The 20494-nt window shown below is 42.4% G+C and carries 17 protein-coding genes; 6 read left to right on the top strand and 11 right to left on the bottom strand.

Annotated elements, in window-relative coordinates:
• Positions 1-131 precede the first annotated feature (131 nt).
• Positions 132-797, bottom strand: a complete 666-nt coding sequence (locus ACRQ5D_RS13520; protein ID WP_091173756.1) for an FAD-binding oxidoreductase — start codon at positions 795-797, stop codon at positions 132-134.
• 384 nt (positions 798-1181) lie between these two features.
• Between ACRQ5D_RS13520 and ACRQ5D_RS13515 the strand changes: the two genes are divergently transcribed.
• Complete coding sequence (locus ACRQ5D_RS13515; RefSeq protein WP_091173759.1) at positions 1182-2663, top strand: glycine--tRNA ligase; 1482 nt, start codon at positions 1182-1184, stop codon at positions 2661-2663.
• A gap of 199 nt (positions 2664-2862) precedes the next feature.
• Complete coding sequence (locus ACRQ5D_RS13510; protein WP_091173764.1) at positions 2863-3984, top strand: AI-2E family transporter; 1122 nt, start codon at positions 2863-2865, stop codon at positions 3982-3984.
• 93 nt (positions 3985-4077) lie between these two features.
• Here ACRQ5D_RS13510 and ACRQ5D_RS13505 read toward each other — a convergent pair whose 3' ends face one another.
• From ACRQ5D_RS13505 to ligA, 7 genes are all read right to left on the bottom strand, one after another.
• Complete coding sequence (locus tag ACRQ5D_RS13505) at positions 4078-5409, bottom strand: M16 family metallopeptidase (protein ID WP_091173768.1); 1332 nt, start codon at positions 5407-5409, stop codon at positions 4078-4080.
• A 17-nt stretch (positions 5410-5426) separates the two neighbouring features.
• Complete coding sequence (locus ACRQ5D_RS13500; protein WP_091173772.1) at positions 5427-6806, bottom strand: M16 family metallopeptidase; 1380 nt, start codon at positions 6804-6806, stop codon at positions 5427-5429.
• Between the two features lie 133 nt (positions 6807-6939).
• Positions 6940-7572, bottom strand: coding sequence for a hypothetical protein (locus ACRQ5D_RS13495; RefSeq protein WP_431199803.1), 633 nt, complete (start codon positions 7570-7572; stop codon positions 6940-6942).
• Positions 7573-7790: 218 nt separating this feature from the next.
• Positions 7791-9764, bottom strand: a complete 1974-nt coding sequence (locus ACRQ5D_RS13490) for a gliding motility-associated C-terminal domain-containing protein (protein ID WP_091173778.1) — start codon at positions 9762-9764, stop codon at positions 7791-7793.
• 70 nt (positions 9765-9834) lie between these two features.
• The gene (locus ACRQ5D_RS13485) at positions 9835-12285 is read right to left on the bottom strand and encodes a DUF5686 and carboxypeptidase regulatory-like domain-containing protein (RefSeq protein ID WP_091173781.1); all 2451 of its coding nucleotides are present in this window, start codon (positions 12283-12285) and stop codon (positions 9835-9837) included.
• 83 nt (positions 12286-12368) lie between these two features.
• The gene (locus ACRQ5D_RS13480) at positions 12369-12599 is read right to left on the bottom strand and encodes a hypothetical protein (RefSeq protein WP_091173785.1); all 231 of its coding nucleotides are present in this window, start codon (positions 12597-12599) and stop codon (positions 12369-12371) included.
• Positions 12600-12728: 129 nt separating this feature from the next.
• Positions 12729-14741 carry an NAD-dependent DNA ligase LigA gene (ligA, locus tag ACRQ5D_RS13475; RefSeq protein WP_091173788.1) on the bottom strand — a complete coding sequence of 671 codons (2013 nt, stop codon included), beginning with the start codon at positions 14739-14741 and terminating at the stop codon, positions 12729-12731.
• 198 nt (positions 14742-14939) lie between these two features.
• Between ligA and ACRQ5D_RS13470 the strand changes: the two genes are divergently transcribed.
• Together ACRQ5D_RS13470 and ACRQ5D_RS13465 are read left to right on the top strand one after the other, a co-directional pair.
• Positions 14940-15554 carry a TNT domain-containing protein gene (locus ACRQ5D_RS13470; protein ID WP_176844555.1) on the top strand — a complete coding sequence of 205 codons (615 nt, stop codon included), beginning with the start codon at positions 14940-14942 and terminating at the stop codon, positions 15552-15554.
• Between the two features lie 57 nt (positions 15555-15611).
• A complete protein-coding gene (locus ACRQ5D_RS13465) occupies positions 15612-15911 on the top strand; it encodes a hypothetical protein (RefSeq protein WP_432329209.1) in 300 nt (99 codons plus the stop codon).
• A gap of 69 nt (positions 15912-15980) precedes the next feature.
• Here ACRQ5D_RS13465 and ACRQ5D_RS13460 read toward each other — a convergent pair whose 3' ends face one another.
• Positions 15981-16901 (bottom strand): DUF6263 family protein, encoded by a 921-nt coding sequence (locus ACRQ5D_RS13460; RefSeq protein ID WP_091173798.1) that lies wholly within the window; start codon positions 16899-16901, stop codon positions 15981-15983.
• 153 nt (positions 16902-17054) lie between these two features.
• Between ACRQ5D_RS13460 and ACRQ5D_RS13455 the strand changes: the two genes are divergently transcribed.
• Positions 17055-17297, top strand: a complete 243-nt coding sequence (locus tag ACRQ5D_RS13455) for a hypothetical protein (RefSeq protein ID WP_091173800.1) — start codon at positions 17055-17057, stop codon at positions 17295-17297.
• Between the two features lie 84 nt (positions 17298-17381).
• Here ACRQ5D_RS13455 and ACRQ5D_RS13450 read toward each other — a convergent pair whose 3' ends face one another.
• The gene (locus tag ACRQ5D_RS13450; protein WP_256337526.1) at positions 17382-19163 is read right to left on the bottom strand and encodes a DUF885 domain-containing protein; all 1782 of its coding nucleotides are present in this window, start codon (positions 19161-19163) and stop codon (positions 17382-17384) included.
• A gap of 148 nt (positions 19164-19311) precedes the next feature.
• Between ACRQ5D_RS13450 and ACRQ5D_RS13445 the strand changes: the two genes are divergently transcribed.
• Positions 19312-19782: a DinB family protein gene (locus ACRQ5D_RS13445; RefSeq protein WP_091173807.1), complete on the top strand. Its 471-nt coding sequence runs from the start codon at positions 19312-19314 to the stop codon at positions 19780-19782.
• A gap of 50 nt (positions 19783-19832) precedes the next feature.
• On the opposite strand, the gene ACRQ5D_RS13440 is transcribed toward ACRQ5D_RS13445, so the two are convergent.
• Positions 19833-20339, bottom strand: coding sequence for a hypothetical protein (locus ACRQ5D_RS13440; RefSeq protein ID WP_432329206.1), 507 nt, complete (start codon positions 20337-20339; stop codon positions 19833-19835).
• Positions 20340-20494: the final 155 nt, after the last annotated feature.

Raw genomic sequence — 20494 nt, 5'->3', positions numbered from 1 at the left:
CGACTTTACAGCTTTACAATGCTGCTTAATAAAAGGTGTTTTGCAGAGGCGCACCACATGTGTCTGTAATATGCAGGGATAACATGCAAGACAAAGCATAGAAGACCGCACGTGATGCGTCTCCGCATAAACTACCTTTCAAATACCACGGAGTCACTATTGGCTCCGAGTTGCCCTAATATGTCACTGAGCTCAGTAACCATCGCGTCAGGGCCACATATATAAAAATGCTTTGAGAAATCTTTTATTTCAGCTTTCAGAAATTCGGCATCTATGCGCCGCTGATCATACATACTGTCCTTTTGGCCGGTAATAGTAAAGTGCGCATTTGCACCAAGGATGCTTTTCAGTTCATCCCTCAAAATGATATCCTTATCAGTTTTATTGGAAAAGAAAAGCTTATTACCGGCTATTGAACCATCTTTATTTAATTGCCTTAGTATAGCCAAAAAAGGGGTAATACCCGCACCACCTGCAATAAAGTAACCGGCACCTTTATATTCAATAGCGCCCCAAACATCACGAATGATAAGCTCATCACCTTCATTGACCTTGCTTAGCCTGTTGGTAACACCATCATGGTCGGTATAGGTTTTTATAGTAAACTCAAGGTAATCATCGTCGTTAAGGCAGGTAAAGGTGAAAGGGCGTGTTTCATCCCGCCAACCTTCAATATTGATAGATAATTCAGTAGCCTGACCCGGTATAAAGCTGTAACCGGCAGGTTTTTCAAGCCTGAATTGCCTCACATTGTGGGTAACATATTTTGCGGAAAGTATTTTTACGATTTGTTCCATTTGTGATCGGTATCGTAGGCTTAACACAATAATAATGCAAAACAGCCAATAGTTTATAACTATTGACAATAATTGTAGATGGTTTACAAATTATGAGAAATGGCTGACTGAATATGCGGAATACATGGAGGTAAGGGTTCTCAAAATTAACAACCCTTAACGCATCGTTTGATAACAAACAATGAATGCAATCCGGTTTACTGGACTGGTTTGTATAGTTATGAATGCTTTCTCAACACAGGTTCAGGAAAGAAAGTACGGCCAAATAAGGTTTTATTAGCAGCAGCTTTTAAGAAAACGACGTTTTTAGGTAACACCTGTCTCAAAGTAAATCCGAAATCGAAATTCCCAAATCCGAAATCAAAAATTATCTTTGCAGCTATTATGAGCAAATCAACCGACGAACTTTTTAAAAATGTTATATCGCACGCCAAGGAATATGGCTTTGTTTTCCCTTCCAGCGAGATTTATGATGGCTTAAGCGCAGTTTATGATTATGGCCAAAATGGCGCCGAACTCAAAAACAACATCAAAACCTACTGGTGGAAAGCCATGGTACAAATGAATGATAACATTGTAGGCATTGATTCGGCCATATTTATGCACCCTAAGATCTGGAAAGCAAGCGGTCACGTTGATGGCTTCAGCGACCCAATGATCGACAACAAAGACTCCAAAAAACGCTACCGCGCCGACCAATTGCTGGAAGACAAGATAGCTAAATACGACAGCGAAGGCAAAACCGATAAAGCTGAACAACTACAGCATGACATGGATGAGGCCCTGAAAGCCGAAGACCTGACCCGGCTGCGCGATCTGATCATTGAGCATGAAATTGCCTGCCCGGTAAGCGGTACCCGCAACTGGACAGATGTACGCCAATTTAACCTGATGTTCAGCACCCAGATGGGGGCTGTTGCTGACGATGCTGATACCATTTACCTTCGCCCGGAAACCGCGCAGGGCATCTTTGTAAACTACCTTAACGTACAAAAATCGGGCAGGATGAAAATACCTTTCGGTATTGCGCAAATTGGTAAGGCTTTCCGTAATGAAGTGATTGCCCGTCAGTTCATTATCCGCATGCGCGAGTTTGAACAAATGGAAATGCAGTTTTTTGTTCGCCCCGGCACACAAAAAGAATGGTTCGACCAGTGGAAGGCAGCCCGCCTAAAATGGCACCTTGCTTTGGGGACCGATGCTGCCAAATACCGTTACCATGAGCACACCAAGCTGGCCCACTACGCTGATGCTGCTTATGACATTGAGTTTGAGTTTCCGTTTGGATTTAAAGAGGTTGAAGGGATCCACAGCCGTACCAATTTCGATTTAAGTCAGCACGAGAAATTCTCCGGCAAAAAGCTTCAATACTTTGACCCTGAAGTTGATCCTAAAACAGGAAAGCCGTATGGTAATTACGTGCCTTATGTAATTGAAACTTCTATCGGTTTAGACAGGATGTTCCTACTTACCATGATCAACGCTTACGAAGAGGAAGACCTAAGCACCGAAGATAAGCAGGACAGTCGCACGGTGTTACACCTGCCCCCTTGCCTGGCACCGGTTAAAGCCGCTATTTTCCCGCTTACCAAAAAAGATGGCCTGCCCGAAAAAGCACGCGAAATCATGGATAAACTAAAACTCGACTTCAATATCCAGTACGAAGAGAAAGATGCTATCGGTAAACGTTACCGCAGGCAGGATGCTATCGGCACGCCATTCTGCATTACGGTAGATCATCAAACCTTAGAAGATAACACCGTAACTATCCGCCACCGCGACAGCATGGCCCAGGAACGCGTTCCTGCCGATCAGTTGGACAAGATCATCGGCGATTTGGTTAGCTGGCGGAATGTATTGAGTTAGTAGGGTTAATAGATTAACAAGTCATTATAATATGTCCAAAGCCTGCATTAACCGTGCAGGCTTTTTTGCAATTCCCGACAGGCTATTTCGTTCACAAAACGGACGCACACTACACCAACCCGATCAGCATCCCCCGGCTAATTATCGGCGAAGCAAACAATTGTTTGTCTTGTTCCTTTCAGTGTAAAATCCTGCGTCTATGCCTGCTGTTAAAGAATACCCCTTTTACCTTAAAAGTACTGTTATACTTTTTGGATTGATATTATTGGTTTACGTGTTTGCCCAACTGGCAGATGTGATGATCCCGCTTGCCTTTTCGGCTTTTATTGCCATTTTGCTTAACCCTGTTAGCAACTGGCTGCAGGAACATAAAGCGCCCAAAATTTTGTCTATATGCCTGGCTATGCTGCTTGGCGCTATTTTACTGACAGGGTTGTTCTATTTTCTTTCTACCCAGATCATTCAGTTTGGAGATTCGCTGCCCACGCTTAAAAAGAAGTTTGGTGAAATGTTCGTCACCTTTAAAGACTGGGTAGCCGCCACTTTCAACTACTCTGTTCAAAAGCAGGATAAGCTTATCAAAGACGCTATGGATAACAGCCAGGCGCTGGTAGGCCGCACACTTGGCAATGTGTTAAGCACGTTTGGGTTGATATTTGTGGTACCCGTATATGTTTTCCTGGTATTGTTTTACAAAACCCTGCTCCTCAATTTTATTTACGAAGTATTTTCTGAAGAAAACTCCAAACAGGTTGCCGATGTTTTGAAAGAAACCAAATCGGCCATCCAAAGCTATATCCAGGGTTTATTGATTGAGATGGTAATAGTTGCTGCCATGAATTCGCTGGCCCTGATATTACTCGGTGTTAAGTATGGCATCCTGATAGGTGTAATAGGCGCTATCCTTAACCTGCTGCCCTACCTGGGCGGCATTATAGCCATCTCTCTTCCTGTACTGATGGCTACGGTTACCAAAGATGGTTACACAACGCAGTTAGGGGTGATCATAGCTTATCTTGTTATCCAGTTTATTGATAATAATATCCTGGTACCGCGCATTGTATCATCAAAAGTGCAGATCAACGCGCTTATCTCCATTGTGGTTGTGTTGTTAGGCAATTTACTTTGGGGCTTATCGGGCATGTTCCTTTCCATTCCATTTGTAGCAGTCCTCAAAATCATCTTCGACAGGATTGACACCCTCAAACCATGGGGCAAACTCCTGGGCGATACCATACCCACCAGACCTAAAGGGGCCGGCTGGACTAAAACCAGGAAAAAAGCGGTGCTGCCGGAGGATGAGGTGAAAGGTAAAAGCTGAAAGGCGAAAGGCCAAAAACAAAAAAGGCGAAAGGTTAAAGATGAGCACAGATGCAGCTACCTTTAACCTTTCGCCTTTAACCTTTTACCTAAATTAGTGCATCACCGGATTATCTCCTTTATGCAGTGTACCGTTAATGTACAGCAATTGGTTTACTTTTTTAGGATCGCCCTGGTATACCCATACAATATTGTTGATATACTTACGGAATGCGTTGCTCACATCATCGGGAGTGAGTTTCTTTACATCATCAACCAGGGTTAATGAACGTTTCCAGTTATCATGTAATACTTCATTTGCTGCTATTGATGATGCCTGGGCGCTGTTGGTTTCGTTTTTATAGTAAAAACCGGTAAGGTAAGTAACCTTCATATCGGCTACATCTTCGGGTTTAAAACCTTCGCGTTTAATTTTATCAACCAGCTTATCAAACACAGCTATGTATTTATCAGGCTCGGTTGTTGAAACAGAGAACTTGGCAGTTGAGGTTTGACCCGCGCTAAACCAGGCCTGTGGGGCATATGACAAACCGTTATTGGTACGTACCTCTAAAAAGTGCATGTTCGAGAAGATGCGCATGGCTACATTAAAAGCGTTAAAATCGGGCGTACCGGCGGCAGGACCACTGGCGATACCTTCCACATAATTGGTAGCCAAATCACGTTTTTCAACATTGATGCTGTTTTTGTCGGCTCTGAAAGTTGATTTTTTAAACGCGAAAGCCGGCCCTTGTTTAATACCGCTCAGCATACCCTTTACTTTAGCTTCAATAGCAGCCTGGTCAAGATCGGCAACCACAACAATTACCATGCGGGATTTGGTCAGTATGGACTGATAATAAGCCTTTGTTTCGGCAGGGGTTAGGGCTGTAACAATAGCTACGGTTCCACTCGGGTCTTTGGCATAGTTGGTGCCGGCAAAGGCAACCTTATCGGCATATTTATCAATGGCATTATCAGGCTGTGAATCTTCCTGTTTAATATTATTGATGGCATCCTGTTTAATGCGGGCAAACTCTTTTTCGTCAAACTTAGGCTGGGTTATAGCCTCAACGTATAAAGGCCAAACCACGTCAAAGTCGCCCTTAATACAGTTCATGCGCACTACCGAGTAGTTTTTGTTGCTGCTGCCGTAAACAGTGGCGCTTACCTTATCAAGTTCATCTTTAAAGCTGTTTTTATCGTGCTTTAAAGTACCGCACTCGGTAAGGGCGCTCATCGCCAGTGATTCGATACCTGCCTTTGTAGCCGGGTAGTTTTGCACACCGCCTTTTATAATGGTTTGCACTTCAACAATATCGTTGCCGCTTGGCTGTACTATAACCTTTACGCCATCTACCGTGGTTTCATAGGCCTGTTTTTGCGCCTTAGCGGTATTTCCTATAGCCGCTGCTACCAGCAGGGCAATTATATATTTTTTCATCATAATGAGGTAGTTTTAAATTACTTGGCTGCAAAAAATGAAGCCGCGTTTACTGTTTTATTTAACTCAGGCGCTATGATCAACCCGGCAGCGTAGGGCTTGCCAATTACGTAAGTATCCAGGTATTTTTTAATATCGGCACGGGTAACCTTTTGGTAGTTGGCATCCAGGTCGGTATAAAAGTTAAACGAGGTGCTGCACCACTGGTAGCTGATCTGACTTGGCAATGATGACGGCTTTTCTTTAGCATGAATATCGTTCCGGTGCAGGATAGCTTTAGCAGTGGCCATTTGTTCGTCGGTAAAATAGTCGTCCTTATTCCACATGCTTACCTGGTTCATTAACTCGGTATAGCATTCTTTAAGCTTGTTAGGGTTAGGCACCACGAAAATATCAATAGGGCCTACATAACGGCTGGTAGTATAATTTACGTAAACACCGCTGGCCAAACCTTTATCAACCAATGCCTGCTGCAATTTTGATGAGTTTAAGCCCACAATGGTCGAAAACACATCGGCAGCAACAGTTGAAGCTGAATCCGTTGGATATGAAGGCCCCTGCCAGGTAAACTCCATATAAGGTGTTTGTGCAATGGTTGCTTCCTTAACAAAATACTCAGGTTTGGTTAAAGGCTTAAATGCGGGGATAGGAAATTTGGTTTGCGGATCGAAACCGCTGTTGGCCCAGTCGCCAAAAATGCTTTCGGCCAGGGCAAAGGCATTATCATGCTTAACATCGCCGCAAATAGTCAGCAAGCTATTATTAGGGAAATAATATTTATCCTTAATGATCATCATTTTTTCGGGCGTAGCCGTGTTGATCACTTCATGCACTCCGATAGGGTTTTTGCGGGTAATGAGATCACCCCAAAGCTTTTGCTGCATGCCATACCAAAGCTGGAAACCCGGATCACTTTCGGCACGCTGAAATTCACCGTCAACCACCGGGCGCTCTTTTTTCATATCCTCCTCGCGGTAAATTGGGAAACGGATAGCCGCGTTCATGAACTTTAAACCCGCTTTAAGGCTGTCCCTGTCAAAAGTGAAGTAGTAATTTACGCGCTCGGTATTGGTGGTGCCATTCCAGATAGCGCCGAGCTCCTGCGTACGTTTCAAAAACTTCTCCTGGGTTGGATAATCTTTATTGGCTTTGAAAAACATGTGCTCAAACAGGTGCGACAAACCGCTGAACTCCGGGCCTTCGGTATAAGCGCCGTTTTTAACAGCTATTTCAATGGTGGTTAAAGGTACTTTGCTGTTTTCAATCACCAGCACATCCAGGCCGTTTGGCAATGTTTTAAGGAAGTAGCCTTCCGGCAACCTCACCTGGGCATTAGCAATGCCGGCGCTAAAAACCGCGGCCACGCCTAATGCAAAAATTTTGATAAAATTTCGGTTCATATATTTACAATATTTTTAACACTATAAATATATCGGTATAATCTTAAACAAGTGAATGATTTAACCGCTTATCCCTGATTTTTCAAGACGAAATTAAGCCTGTGGTGATTTTGGCATATTTACAAACCAGCAATTAAATACCGGCTTTAATACTATTATAAGGCAAACCCATGTCATGAGCGGCGTATTGGGTAAGCACACTGTCTTTTATGGTAATATAGTCGCCAGCCTGGCTAACATGCAGCTTTTCAACACCATCCCGGTTATCCATGAGGGGAATGGTACGGGATACTACTGTGCCCGTGGTATCAAGCTCAATAATATAAGTTTCTTTTTTACCGCCTGCCATATCAGTAAACGGAATAATAACAGTATGGTTATTATCATCAATAAACCTGCCTATGATATTTTTCCCGTCAAGGTCGGCGGGGCTTAAACCAAGCAGGTATTTTGCTTTTTCGGGCGACAGGCCAAGTATGTTTAGCCTAACGGTATTGCCATCAGCATCTTTAGTGGTATCCTGCATGGTAACTTTATCTCCTTGCGGATAGCGGGCTACGGCGTAAAAGGTATTAGCACCGGTACTTTTATCATTATGACCAGGAAGCAAAAAGTTAAGCTGCAGGTTGCTCAGCTTAGCACTGTCGGCTTTAATTTGTGAGGTGATACTCAGCAGTTCGCCCCATTTAAGCCTGCCATCTATTTTAACGGTTAACTGGGTGGCTGTATCTGATTTGGTAACCCTTGATATGGTGTAATGCGGCACATTTTTTTAGTACAGCCAAAAGCCACAAGCATGATTATTAAGCAAGCGAAGATATTCTTGATCATGTGGCAAAGTTAAACCGTTGGTTTGAATTTGATGACGTTGATTTCGCTGATTTTTTTGCCCCGGTTATAATATCCATTTACAGCAACACTGATCATGGAAAAACAGGCTAAGCCGGTCATTTAGCTCGCCTATTGTAAACAAACACATTTAAGCTACCTCAGCAAGGTTACATACCCTTTTTTAACCTCAACCTGTCCATCGCCCATGGTATAGTTGCACAACCAGTAGTAAACACCTGTAGGCACAGGTTTCCCGTTATAATTGCCATTCCAACCATCATATATACTTTCCGACTCAAATAACCGCTGGCCCAGGCGGTTAAAAACCTTGAGTTTATACGCTATGGGATTACTGCTTTGATTAGGCCTGAATAAGTCGTTTACGCCATCGCCGTTGGGTGTAAAAGTGTTAAAAAACGTAACCGGCTCACATGAATCCTGCGTTATCATAATATCCAATTCCGTAATGATGCAACCCTGCTTATCCAGCAGGACAAAGTGGTTGGTGCCGGCGCTGAGGCCCCTTATTGTTTCATCGGGTGTATAACTTTGGCCGCCATGCTTGATAGCGCCGATAGCTACCCCTTCTACATAGGTGTTAAACTTTATCTGCCCCGCTAACGTACAAATCGCGTTTTTAGCGGTATATGATACATAGGGTTTGGTCAAAGTAAAATCGGGTACGGTAACTTGTTTTTCAGCCTGGGATCCGCCAGATGAAATGATTACTAATTGATAGGTACCCGGTAGCATCCTGTTAAAAACGCCGGTAGTGTTGCTTATACCGTTTAAGCTATATGTATAATTATCCGGATGAGCTGCTGTGAGCACGGTAACATTTGCTTCGCCGTAAAAGTCGCATTCGGGTTTGATGACAATATCATTTACAACAATTGGCGGACATACTTCCTGTACGAGGGTACAATCTTTTTCGTAAAGCAAACAGCCGTTTGGTGTTATAATTGAAAAGTGATAAACACCCGGGATTAAATCTGCGAAAACATGGTCAATGGGGTAAACCGCGTTGTTATATTTTATCCGGTACAACGCTTTATCGGCGTTTATTTCCAATTTAATCGACCCCGCGATATCACAAATCGGATCCGTTTTATTAAAAGTTACAACGGGGTCTTGTAGTGAAAAATCAGGAATAGTGAATGGAGATGTTTTAGGCTCCTCACCACCATTTGAGGTAATAGTAACCTGGTAATTACCAGGAAGCAGGTTATCAAAAAAACCCGTTGTGTTACTTTCTCCGGTATTAAGTTTGTAAGTGTATTGATTTCCGTGCGGGGCACAAATAATTTCGGCCCGCCCTTTATTCACCACATTGCACTCCCGGGTTACGTCGATGCGTTGAAGCGTAATTACCGGTATTTCACCTGTTTCAACAGTACTGCCAGCATCATAAACGGAATAAGGCAGCGAACCAGCCGTACCTTTTAATAGCATATTTTTCAGGTCGAGTTCGATAAGCTCCGACCTTCCCCCTTGATCGTCAATAGCGTATACCCTTACAGCCCCATTGGAAACTACCGATGTTAAACCCAATATATACCGGTCTGTAATAGGTATTACTAATTTACTTTGAGACGGATCATCGAGGGAGACTTCAACAATGCCACTATAGCTTGCCATGTATAGCTTGTCGTCATAAAACACGAGGTCGCCTGAAGCCCCGTACGGCATAATTCCCAGGTTAACAAGCACAGGATTTTTAGGATCGAGTTTGTACAGCGAGTTCCCACCAGCCATGTACAGGATCCCGTTCTTATCAACTGTCATTGAATTTACAGGGGGTATCGACGCCAAATACTGGCAATTAGTTACCTGGGGTGTATTACCTCCGGTTATATCGGCTACATTCAATCCAGCGAAAAATTGGGTAATATAGATATAATAGATCTTATTACCCCACAGCGCAATTGAAAAATAACCCGACCCGCAACCGTTAACATTTTTTGAAACCGGGCCATTAGGGGTAATGGTTACCTGTTGTAAAATTCCCTGGTCGGTAGCGGCATAAAACTGCTGTGCGTACCCTTTAACAAAAGTTAAAAGTATAACACTAAACAGCAATGCAGCTCTTTTTAGTAAAAGGTTTAAGTTAATGATATGTTCAGGCACAATAGTATGACCCAAATATACAGTATTACTAATATCTACACCGTATTAAGTGCAATTAATAATTAGCATATTACAAGCTTATCCCAAGCCTTATTGCCGATTTTGCCTCAGTACCTCCATTGTATGATACGCCATACATCAAACGGATATTAAGATATTGTAAACCAAAACCCAGTTCGGTATAGTTTTTAAGCGTGGGCGTATAAAAGTAATTTACATCGACAATTTCCTGTAGTTTAAACTTGCGAATCAGCGGGATCTTATTGGTGATGAAACCCGAAAAGTTGTGTTCAAAATGCCCTTCAAGATATTTATCAGGCGTACTGAAATCGTAGTAATCCAGCAAGAGAAATCGGTTTAACCTCGGCTTGTATGAAAGCACCTCGTTGCCTGCAAAGTGGAAATAATCGGGGAAGAATACGCTCTTAGCATTCAGGAATTTACCGGCTCCTATAAAAAATGAGCTGCTGCCATAAAAACCCATACTAATATCTGCCTTTGAAATCTCGGCGCTGATTTTATCATAATTAACATCCGAACCTAATACATTGCTGATACCTTTAGTGTAGTTTAAACTGATGGTTGGATATTTGGATGGCAGATAGCGCCTGCCCGAAGGATAGGTTTCGTATTTATTGCTGAAATCATAACTGGCCTGCAGGTTTACGGTGAGCGACTGATTTTCGGCGAACAACAGCGTATTATGATCAGGATCCAACGGGTTATTGGATGTAAACTGATGCGAGTGTGGATCAAATACACTAAATGAAGCTGTATTTAACAGTGCCTTACGGTTAGCCCATTCAACGGAGGCGCTGCCGCGCAGCCCTCCTGTTATCCTGCCCGAAAGTGAAGCCAAAGCAAACTGCTTTTGATATAGTTTTTTAAAGTTTTGTTGCGAAAGCAGACTGTGAACCGTATTCACAAAGGTTGACATAGGCGCCTGGCTATTTAGATCGACTACATCCGAACCTCCGCTTAAACTCAATGTAAAACGCTGCATTACTGGTAAGGCAACACCTCCCGAGCCATTTAACAGGTGATTGGAAAAGCCATACCGCACTTTGCCATTCAGCATAAAATAGCGGTTGTTTACGGTATCAATCAACTTGCTGTATGATGCGCCGTAATCAAAAGCCAAACCTTCTACTGTGTTATAAAGCAGGGAGCCGATGATTGGATCGTAATGAAAATATTCTTTTTTGTATCGATTGCGGGTATTGATGCCGGTGAAAAGCAGGTTTACCGGTTTAAATTTATTGTTGGCTTTATCCAGGGAGTCGAGGTACTCTTTTGATTCCCGTTTTTTGGCGAGTTTATCTTTATTGGTATAATCGGTAACCTCTTCGGCGGTAAGCGGGATTGGCCGGGCCTGGTTCCAATAAGTTGAGTCTTTGCTGATGCCTTTGGTGATCCGGAGCACTTCGTTAAAATCGGCTTTGTTCAGCGCAGGGTCGAGGTTGTAGTTTTTATAGATCGAAATAAAGTAACCTCCTAATTTAAATCCGAACAAACCTCCTGTAAATTCAAATTTAACAGAGGATGTCATCCAAATCTTTTCGCTAACAGGGAAAAACTGCTGGTTAATTTTAAGGGTATCAACAAAATTAATATTAGCCCTTTTGGTAATGTAAAGCTGCAGCCCGTAAATGCGCCAGCTATCATCCAAAATATAAATATATCCCTCAAAACATGGGTCGTGCAGCCGTTTAGGGCTTACCTGGATCTTGTTAATAGTTTCGCCATTTTCAACCGAAGTACCTATGTACCTGTAGTTATAATAAAACATGGCGTTATCAGCTACCGGCGATACCAGCGGGCGGTTGCTCAAGCCCCGCCAGGTTTCATAGTTCTGGTAAAAATTAACCGCCATATCCGATGCCCGGTTAAAGCTAAACGCCCGGTTACGGCCCGACACTTTTGACGACACCTGTTCCTCATGCACCTTATCGGGCCTTATAAAGCTATATTTTGACTCTGACTCAGAAAGGTAAACTATCCCGCGGCGATTTGAATCAAGGCCGGCTTCACTGGTAGCTTTTTGCACATCAAAACCCATAAAAGTTTTTGGGGCGGCCAATAGTTTTTGTAAGCCTTTGATGTAGATATCGCAGGTATAGGCTTTAACTTCGTTAAGATAGGTTTTCCGTTTTTTAATAGCCTTACGCATAATTGCATAAGCTGGATCTTCAGCCCCTGCATGCACAGTAACATCCTTAAGCTGGTAAGTTTCTGTTTGCAGGCTGATGTTGATAACCTGGTTAGCCGCAAGGTCAACAATTTTGCTTTGCTGGGCATAGCCAACTGCTTTATATTGAATTTCCCGCATGCCGGCATTTAAACGCAGCAAGTAAGTTCCTTCGCTGTTGGCAGATACTCCTATAGTAGTATTTTTTATAAAAACGGATGCAAAGGGGACGGGCTTACCTTCCTGGTTGGTTATTTTACCGCTAATGCTGAATTGCTGGGCATATGAAGAAAAATTGAATATTAAAAATAACGCAACTAAGGCTGGCTTCATTAAGCAGATGTTTATGCTAAGATGAAACTTATTAATTGATTGTTACAGCACTAAATTGTTAAATAATGTGAAAAGACACTCGGTTAGGATGCCTTTTTCTTTGATGTATCTTTGCTGCCAAGAGGCGGGTGTGGCTTATTTTTGATGTTCCAATCCTTAATATCAACCAGGCCTGGCTTTGTTTGATAATGCGATTTGCTTTTAGGGCACCTCACAATAAATTTACCTTTAACCTGTTCTATAACCGGCCTTTCGCCGCATTCCTTACAGAGTTCACAAAAGATATTTTCTTGTATAGGTATAAATTTTTCCATAGTAAATTACTCGAACATTAGTACGTTTAATTAATTATGGGGCCCTTTCGGTAATACAAATAACGTAATTTCTGAGCTCAAAAAATAAAATTCCTCACTAATAAACAAAAATAAACAACACAGGAATGCTTATTTTATCAGTGCAAGTAAATCTTCATCGCTGATAATAGGTATATTAAGTTTATTAGCTTTTTCTAACTTGGCAGGGCCCATATTTTCACCTGCGACCAGGTAATTAAGTTTAGCCGATATACTGCTCAATATCTTGCCACCGTTTTGTTCAATGATATCTTTCAGCTCATCACGCGAAAAGTTGCCAAATGTTCCCGATATAATAAAGTTCATTCCGGCAAGCTTTTCACTGGCCAGTACAACTTCTTTTTCTTCGGCAATAAATTGCAGGCCCTGCTCCCTTAGTTTTTGTATTTCCTGCCGATGGATTTCACCTGCAAAATATTCGATTATGCTTTGAGCTATCCGTTCGCCTATCTCTTCGGCAGCCGTAAGTTCTTCAACCGAAGCTTCCATTAATTTATCTATCGATTTAAAATGAAAAGCCAGCTTGCGGGCCACTGTTTCGCCTACATAACGGATGCCCAAACCAAACAGCACTTTTTCGAAAGGCATTTTTTTGGATGTTTCAATACCATCAAGCATATTATTGATCGATTTTTCGCCAAAACGGCCCAACTGTTTCAATTCGGCAGCATGGGTATGCAGCTCATAGATGTCGCTGATGTGGTTTATGAAGCCTCTGCTATATAAGGTTTCGATAGTTTCATCACCCAGCCCATCAATATTCATCGCTTTACGGCCAATGAAATGCTGCATCTTTCCAACAATCTGCGGCGGGCAGCCTTCATCATTGGGGCAATAAAACGCAGCTTCGCCTTCCTTGCGCTCAAGCGGAGTATCGCAGGCCGGACAGGTAACACGGTAAACAACAGGCACGGCGTCGGCCTTACGTTTTTCTGGGTTTACGCTAATGATCTTGGGGATAATTTCGCCGCCCTTTTCAACAAAAACTGTATCACCCTCATGCAGATCAAGTCGGATGATCTCATTGGCGTTGTGCAGCGTCGCGCGTTTTACCGTAGTACCTGCAAGCAGTACAGGCTTTAAATTGGCCACCGGGGTTACAGCACCGGTACGGCCTACCTGGTAAGTCACTTCAAGAAGCTCAGTCTCTACCCTTTCGGCCTTAAACTTGTAAGATATGGCCCAGCGCGGCGATTTGGCGGTAAAGCCAAGCTCCTGCTGCTGTGAGTAATTATTTACTTTAATAACAATGCCGTCAATATCATAGCTCAGGTTAAAACGTTCCTTATCCCATTTATTAATAAATTCCAAAACGCAATTAATATCCCCGCAAAGCTCACTATGCTCATTGGTATGGAAACCCCAGGTTTTAACAGCCTGCAGGCTTTCCCAATGGGTTTTAAATACAGTTTTTTCGGTATACAAAAAGTACAGGAAGCAATCAAGCGGGCGTTTGGCCACCTCTGCCGAATCCTGCATTTTTACTGTGCCTGAGGCAAAGTTACGGGGATTAGCATAAGGAACCTCCCCGCTTTCGATACGTTCATTATTCAACCTGTCAAAAGCTTTGCGGTGCATGAACACTTCACCGCGGATGTCAAAATAACCGGGGTAGCCTTCGCCGTGTAAACGTTTAGGTATGGTATGAATGGTTTTAATATTGGTGGTAACCTCGTCACCCTGTACACCATCGCCGCGGGTAACGGCCCGTACCAGTTTGCCGTCTTCATAAGTGAGGCTCATGCTCAAACCATCAAACTTAAGCTCACATACGTACTCAAAGTTATCACCAATGGCTTTGCGTATCCGCTGATCAAAATCAAATAGTTCCTGTTCATTATAGGTATTGCCCAACGATAACATCGGCCAGCGGTGCCTAACGGTTACAAATTCCTTGGTTATATCACCGCCTACTTTTTGTGTTGGCGAATCAGGGTCAGCAAACTCCGGGTATTCTTTTTCGAGTTTATTAAGCAACTCCAGTTTTTTATCAAAATCAAAATCAGAAATGGTTGGCATGGCCAGCACATAGTAGTTGTAATTGTGCTGTTTAAGTTCGGCGGTTAATACCTCTATTTGTTTTTTTGTTTCAGCTGATGACATAGGTACGAAGGTAATAATTTAGTTTATTTCATCCTTTTTACCGCGGTAAATACCAGCTTTAGGTAATAAAGTTTTTGTTGCCGGTAATAACAATAATTAGTATATGATATTTCATATAATACCTATAAAATAAATATGATAATTCTCTTTCATAAACGCGGCGCACATAGTAGATTTATCAAACAAAAACTACATCGAATGAAAACACTAAAAATCCTGATCCTGTCCGTATGGTTGATGCCTTTTTTGGCAACCGCGCAAACAAAACCACTAAAACATGCCCACAACCCTGCTGCAAACCATCACAAACTGCCGGTACGGGGTATTACTTATGATGACTTTAAAAGCTCGGTTGCTGATTTTGCCGACACCAGCAGTAAAAAAGCCCTTGCCGATTCGGCCTGGCTGCTATGGAAAACCGAGAAATGGGACGCCCTCGAAAAATTCTTTACCGCCAACAACCTTAACGGCGGCTGGCCTCCAAACCGTGGAGCGGTAAACCTGGTTATAATCACTCTAAAAAAGGGTGTGTTGATTGACCGCTATGGCGGTTATAGCGATTCTACCGGCACTTTTCAGGATAAAGGCACTTTTGTATCGCCAAAAGGTGTACCTTTCCCTATGCGTGCTTTGCCGGATAATACCCTTAGCAAACCATACAAAATTTATAAGGTTTTAAAAGCAATAGCCAAAGTTAGGCAAGGCAAGATTATTCCATGGTTTGGCAAACCAGGCTTGGGTATCCAGTATGAAGTACCAGCCACTGTTAACGACCTGAAAGCAGGCGGTTACATTGAAGAAGTAAAACAATAAAAAACGCGATATATTAAAATATGATCACAAAATATGAAGTAACAAAATCATTGTTGTTTGATGGAGACAGAAGCCGAGGTCATACATAAAACCTTTAAACTGCCTGCCGGTGATATAAAATTCGGTGATTTTGCCAATAACAATTTTGAAGATCTGCATAAGGTAATTACACCCGACGACTTTAAAACCATTGTAAAAACAGGCGGCTTTAATGCCGATTTTCTTAATTTATACAAGGGCAGCGAAAAGCTCAGGCTATATTATGCTAAAAAGGGGAACTCTATTGCTGTTTTTGCATATGGCGAGTTTCAGCCCACACGGTATAAGCTTTATTTTGAAGGCTTGTGGATGTTGTAATACCAGCTGTTTATACAACAAAAAAACCTGCTATAACTGGCAGGTTTTTTTGATTATTATCTTCTTTAATTAATGGTCAGTACTTGATGTTTCGCTGGTAACACTCATAGGGAATGTTAAACCGCCCGGAACCTGCGGGTTATCTTTTATTTCGACAGTACCGTCAATGTTTTGCTTTAATTTTGAACTGGAGATCCAGCCGGTAGCCTTGTCAACAACAACATCAGCCACCATAGTGCCTTTCATATTGTATTTCATGGGCATATTACTAACGGTTTTATAACCGGCAGTATTATCTGTTTCAAGTGTGGCATTTCCGTGTATCACGTAGCTCTGTGGAGTGATATCAACCAGTTGATAAACAGATATGACCTTCGCGCTCATAGCACCTTCCAGGTTATTTTTAATTGTCCATTTATCATTTTTTGCCACAACCGTTTCGGGCAGCACCGACATAGCCATTTCCAGGTTGCTTTTAAGCGCTCCTGATCCAAACGATTGGGTTAACTGCGTTTTCAACTGCTCTTTCTTTTCGGCCGGTACCTCCTTAAAGCCATCTATCATAGATGTGATCATATTCTCGGCGTTCTCTATCGACCTGATCCGGCCACTTCTGGTTAGCGTTGCGGTAAACGGTTTATTGGTTATGCCCGACATGATCCTGGCCATAATATTTGTGGTATCCTTATTATCAGAATCAAAGGCTACATTACCCGTGGGCAGCTGCATTTTCATACCCACTTTGGTATAATTAACCTCCATATAATAAAGAGAATCATTAACATTTAATACTTTGAATGACATTTTGCCGTCAATCGCCATATCGATATTATTAACCTGACCGTTTATAGTTTGCTTTACAACAGAGTGCGCCGTGGTAGACAAGTAATAACTATTGCCTTTAATTAGTTTTAAAGCCGGTTTTACCTTCTGCCCATAACCTGTTACCGCTCCTATAGCCAGTAAACTGGCCATCAAAATTTTCTTCATGATTGGTAATATGTAAGCGCTAAATATATTATAATATCTCTTACAAAAAACTCAAAATTCCTAACAATTAATTAAAAACAAATTCGTTAACTTTATACTGCGCTCGGCTCTTTAATTTTTCACACACCTAATTTAGCGGAAAGAGAGGTTTTTATGTTACAGCAGATAGCATTTATACCACAGCACCAGTTTCATGTGCTGATCAATTTTTCGGGAGAAGATGAACGTATTTTGGCAATTTTACCCAACGACGCAGGGAATTTCCGTGTGATTTACCAGGGTAAGACAATTGCCGAACTTAACCTGAATAAGGACGGCTGTACCTGCTATAAGGGTAAGCTAAAGAAAAACGTCATGGCCCAGCTCGAGCATCAGATAAAAAATCATTACGCGTAAGCTGTTAATAAAAAAGAATTTGATAGTTCATGGGAGATAAACCCATGGTTCATAGTCCATGAGTTTATACCCGTGGACTATCAATTAATTTCCGCTGTTTTTAGCCAGCATGGCTTCTCTGATAAATTTAACCGGTGCACTGCCGTAACTCAAGAACTTTTCGTTAAACTCTTTCAGTTTATATTTATCCCCCATTTTTTGTTTATAGGCATCCCTCAAATCTATAATTTCTTTATAGCCGGTATAATAACTTGTAAGCTGAACACTGGTTACGCTAACGCGTTTCCATTTGCCATCAGCTTCGGCCTGTTGTTGGAAAGCTTCGCGGGTTAATAGCTTAATTGCTTCATCTTTGGTCATACTGCCGCTGTGAACACTATAATCCAAAATGGTGTTACATACCGAACGCAGGTTCCATTTATACCACATCAGCATCATTTCCGGCTCGTTATTGCCAAAGCCGTTCTCCAGCATCATTTGCTCGGTGTATACGGCCCAGCCTTCGGCCATGGCACCGTTACCAAACACAGCTTTGATGATACTTGGGGCTTTATTGGAGTATACACCCTGAACATAGTGCCCGGGCACAGCTTCGTGAATGCTCAGGATCTGTAAAATATAATTATTGTATTCACGCAGGTAGCTTTCGGCCTTTTCCTTGCTCCAGCCTGCCAGGCTGCCTACGTTATAGTACGAATTACCATTTTTATCGTACGGGCCAGGGCCGCTCATAGATGCTCCTGCCACACCCGCCATATAACCAGGCTCTTTACGAATGATCAATGGTTTTGACGGATCGAGCGTTAACAGGTCTTTAGCTTTAACAAAGGCATTAAGCTTTGGTATGATTTGTTCAATTGATGACTGAAAATCTTCAGGCTTTACATGCTTTGATGATAGGGTATCTATCAGCTGGCTTATCATCAGCAGACTATCGGCAGGTGCAGCCTGTTTACCAAAGTATTTTGGCCAAAGCTGCTTGCTGATCTTAGTCATCTCACGGTGAATGTATTTTTTACGTTCAACGGCAGCATTGTAGATTTTCTCGGCAGTGTTGGTAGCTACAATTTCGTATTTAAACTTATCCTCATATAAATCCTTACCCAGCCTGAAACTTCTTGGGCGATCATTTTTAAGCGCTTTAAGCCAATCGGCATAGGCTTTAATGGCAACAACGCTCTGCGCAGCCCTGTCGGTCATTAGCTTTTGCTCAGCTTTGGGGATATTTGTTTTCTTAAGCGAATCGGCAAAGTCTTTTCCTATTACATCAAGCCCACCCAGATTTTGCTCAATAGCCAAACTGGTAAGTTCAGCTACCGGGTTTTTAATCTGCTTTTGGGCGTCTTTATAATACTGCGGAATAAACGACATACGCTGATAAAAATGACGCAGACGTTTAGGCAAAGGCTCATAGTGCTCGTTCAGGATGTAAGCGAACGTGCCGATAACGTTATATGACGATGGGTCCCACTCATATTGTTTTAACTGGCGCACCTGCCATTGCAGGTATTCAAGCTGATTTTGCAGAATCTTGTAATCTATTTTATTAGCTTCAGACAGGGTATTTACCTCAAAGCGACTCAATGAATCAACCTGGTATTTGGCAAAGGTCACCAGCTTATCGCGGCTTTGCTCATTTGGAAGCACCATCAGGCTGTCGTATTTATGATACCCTGCAGAGGTAGCCCAATCGGGGTTCAACTTCCAGAAGTTATCCAGAAACGTGTTCTCGTATTTAATAAAAGCTTCATCATCCTTCCCTAACAATGGGCCGGTGCCGCTGCCCCCATCTTTTTTACAGCCGATAAAGGCAACCATGAATAAAACAACGGCGAGTGCTAATTTTAAGAATATGTTTCTGACCACAACTGATGAGTTTTACAATGAAGCATAAACTTAAAACTTTTAAGCCAAATAAATCAAACCGGCGACGAGATTTGTTACTTTAACAAACATTTGGCCCCAGGCTCTCTAAAGGGGATGCGTAACTAACTATTATAATTTTGATTTACCTATGAATAACGAACACCAGGTTTTATTTGATGAGATCACTCATTTACTACGGGGCGGCAACGCACATGCTGATCTGAAAAAAGCGCTCGATGGTTTACCGCCCAATCTTCGTGGGGTTAAAGTTGATAAACTTCCTTATACTATATGGCAACTGGTTGAACATATCCGGATAGCCCAGTGGGATATGCTTGAATTTAGCAAAGACGGCAGCCACGAATCACCAAACTGGCCCGATGATTACTGGCCAAAAGAGCTTGCACCCAAAGATGATGCAGCATGGGATAATAGCCTTGAACAGATTGACAGTGATTTGGAAGAGCTAATAGAAATGGTGAAAAGCGAGGATATTTATAAAAAAATTCCGCATGGCGATGGGCAAACTATACTCCGGGAAGCGTTACAAGCAGCCGATCATAACGCTTACCACATTGCCGAGATCATCATGATCAGAAGGTTATTAGCGGCCTGGTAATTATTTTCATGTCATTGCAAGCGTAGCGCAATGACATGAATTTAGTGTTATTACCTTGTCGTCTTCAGCACAAAATTAGTTATAGCCGTTACAAACTCCGGTTTAAGCGGTAAATCAGGCTCATTATAAGTTGCCTTGTTCTTTTCCTTATCTGCCGGGGCTTCTTTCAGCACATGGTTCATGTTAGGGATAATATCAAGTATAGCATCCGACTTTGCTTTTTTCAGCTTTTCGGCGTCACCAACAGTTACCTGTAAATCGGTGGTTCCCTGGATGATCAATACCGGGGCTTTTACCTTCCTGATCTCGCGCTGAGGGTTATACCTGAACCACGACATCAGGTATTTTTGAATACTTGGCCTGGCTATAAAGTATAATGCAGGGTCGATATTATCGGTTGTTTTTCCCCGCTTCAGGCTATCCAGCATACGATTAAATCCATCTGATATAAAAGCAGGCTGCGATTTCATTTGCTCGGTAAGGATCTTATCGGCCGAATCGCCGGCACCGGCTACAGATATAAAGCCCTTTATCGGCTCATCAAGCGAAGCCATCATGCCAACTAACGAACCTTCGCTGTGTCCAAGAATAATTATACGTGAAAAACGCTCATCTGACAGAAAGCATGTTAAGCAAGGCGGCGGCATCTTCTACATAATCCTCAAACCTGATCTCGTTTTCCTTAATGGAAGTTGTGCTTTGCCCAACCAGG

Source organism: Mucilaginibacter sp. P25 (assembly GCF_050859465.1).
In the GTDB taxonomy this organism is placed as follows: domain Bacteria; phylum Bacteroidota; class Bacteroidia; order Sphingobacteriales; family Sphingobacteriaceae; genus Mucilaginibacter; species Mucilaginibacter gossypii.
The sequence above is the reverse complement of the archived record's forward strand: the minus strand, read 5'-3'. Positions and strand labels throughout refer to the sequence as shown.

Excerpts from the sequence above, each read along its gene's own strand:
- ACRQ5D_RS13440 (WP_432329206.1), bottom strand. The coding sequence starts at position 20,339 with ATGATGGCTTCGCTTGATGAGCCGATAAAGGGCTTTATATCTGTAGCC.
- ACRQ5D_RS13445 (WP_091173807.1), top strand. The coding sequence starts at position 19,312 with ATGAATAACGAACACCAGGTTTTATTTGATGAGATCACTCATTTACTA.
- ACRQ5D_RS13500 (WP_091173772.1), bottom strand. The coding sequence starts at position 6,806 with ATGAACCGAAATTTTATCAAAATTTTTGCATTAGGCGTGGCCGCGGTT.
- ligA (WP_091173788.1), bottom strand. The coding sequence starts at position 14,741 with ATGTCATCAGCTGAAACAAAAAAACAAATAGAGGTATTAACCGCCGAA.
- ACRQ5D_RS13455 (WP_091173800.1), top strand. The coding sequence starts at position 17,055 with ATGTTACAGCAGATAGCATTTATACCACAGCACCAGTTTCATGTGCTG.
- ACRQ5D_RS13520 (WP_091173756.1), bottom strand. The coding sequence starts at position 797 with ATGGAACAAATCGTAAAAATACTTTCCGCAAAATATGTTACCCACAAT.
- ACRQ5D_RS13485 (WP_091173781.1), bottom strand. The coding sequence starts at position 12,285 with ATGAAGCCAGCCTTAGTTGCGTTATTTTTAATATTCAATTTTTCTTCA.
- ACRQ5D_RS13510 (WP_091173764.1), top strand. The coding sequence starts at position 2,863 with ATGCCTGCTGTTAAAGAATACCCCTTTTACCTTAAAAGTACTGTTATA.
- ACRQ5D_RS13480 (WP_091173785.1), bottom strand. The coding sequence starts at position 12,599 with ATGGAAAAATTTATACCTATACAAGAAAATATCTTTTGTGAACTCTGT.
- ACRQ5D_RS13505 (WP_091173768.1), bottom strand. The coding sequence starts at position 5,409 with ATGATGAAAAAATATATAATTGCCCTGCTGGTAGCAGCGGCTATAGGA.
- ACRQ5D_RS13470 (WP_176844555.1), top strand. The coding sequence starts at position 14,940 with ATGAAAACACTAAAAATCCTGATCCTGTCCGTATGGTTGATGCCTTTT.
- ACRQ5D_RS13460 (WP_091173798.1), bottom strand. The coding sequence starts at position 16,901 with ATGAAGAAAATTTTGATGGCCAGTTTACTGGCTATAGGAGCGGTAACA.
- ACRQ5D_RS13515 (WP_091173759.1), top strand. The coding sequence starts at position 1,182 with ATGAGCAAATCAACCGACGAACTTTTTAAAAATGTTATATCGCACGCC.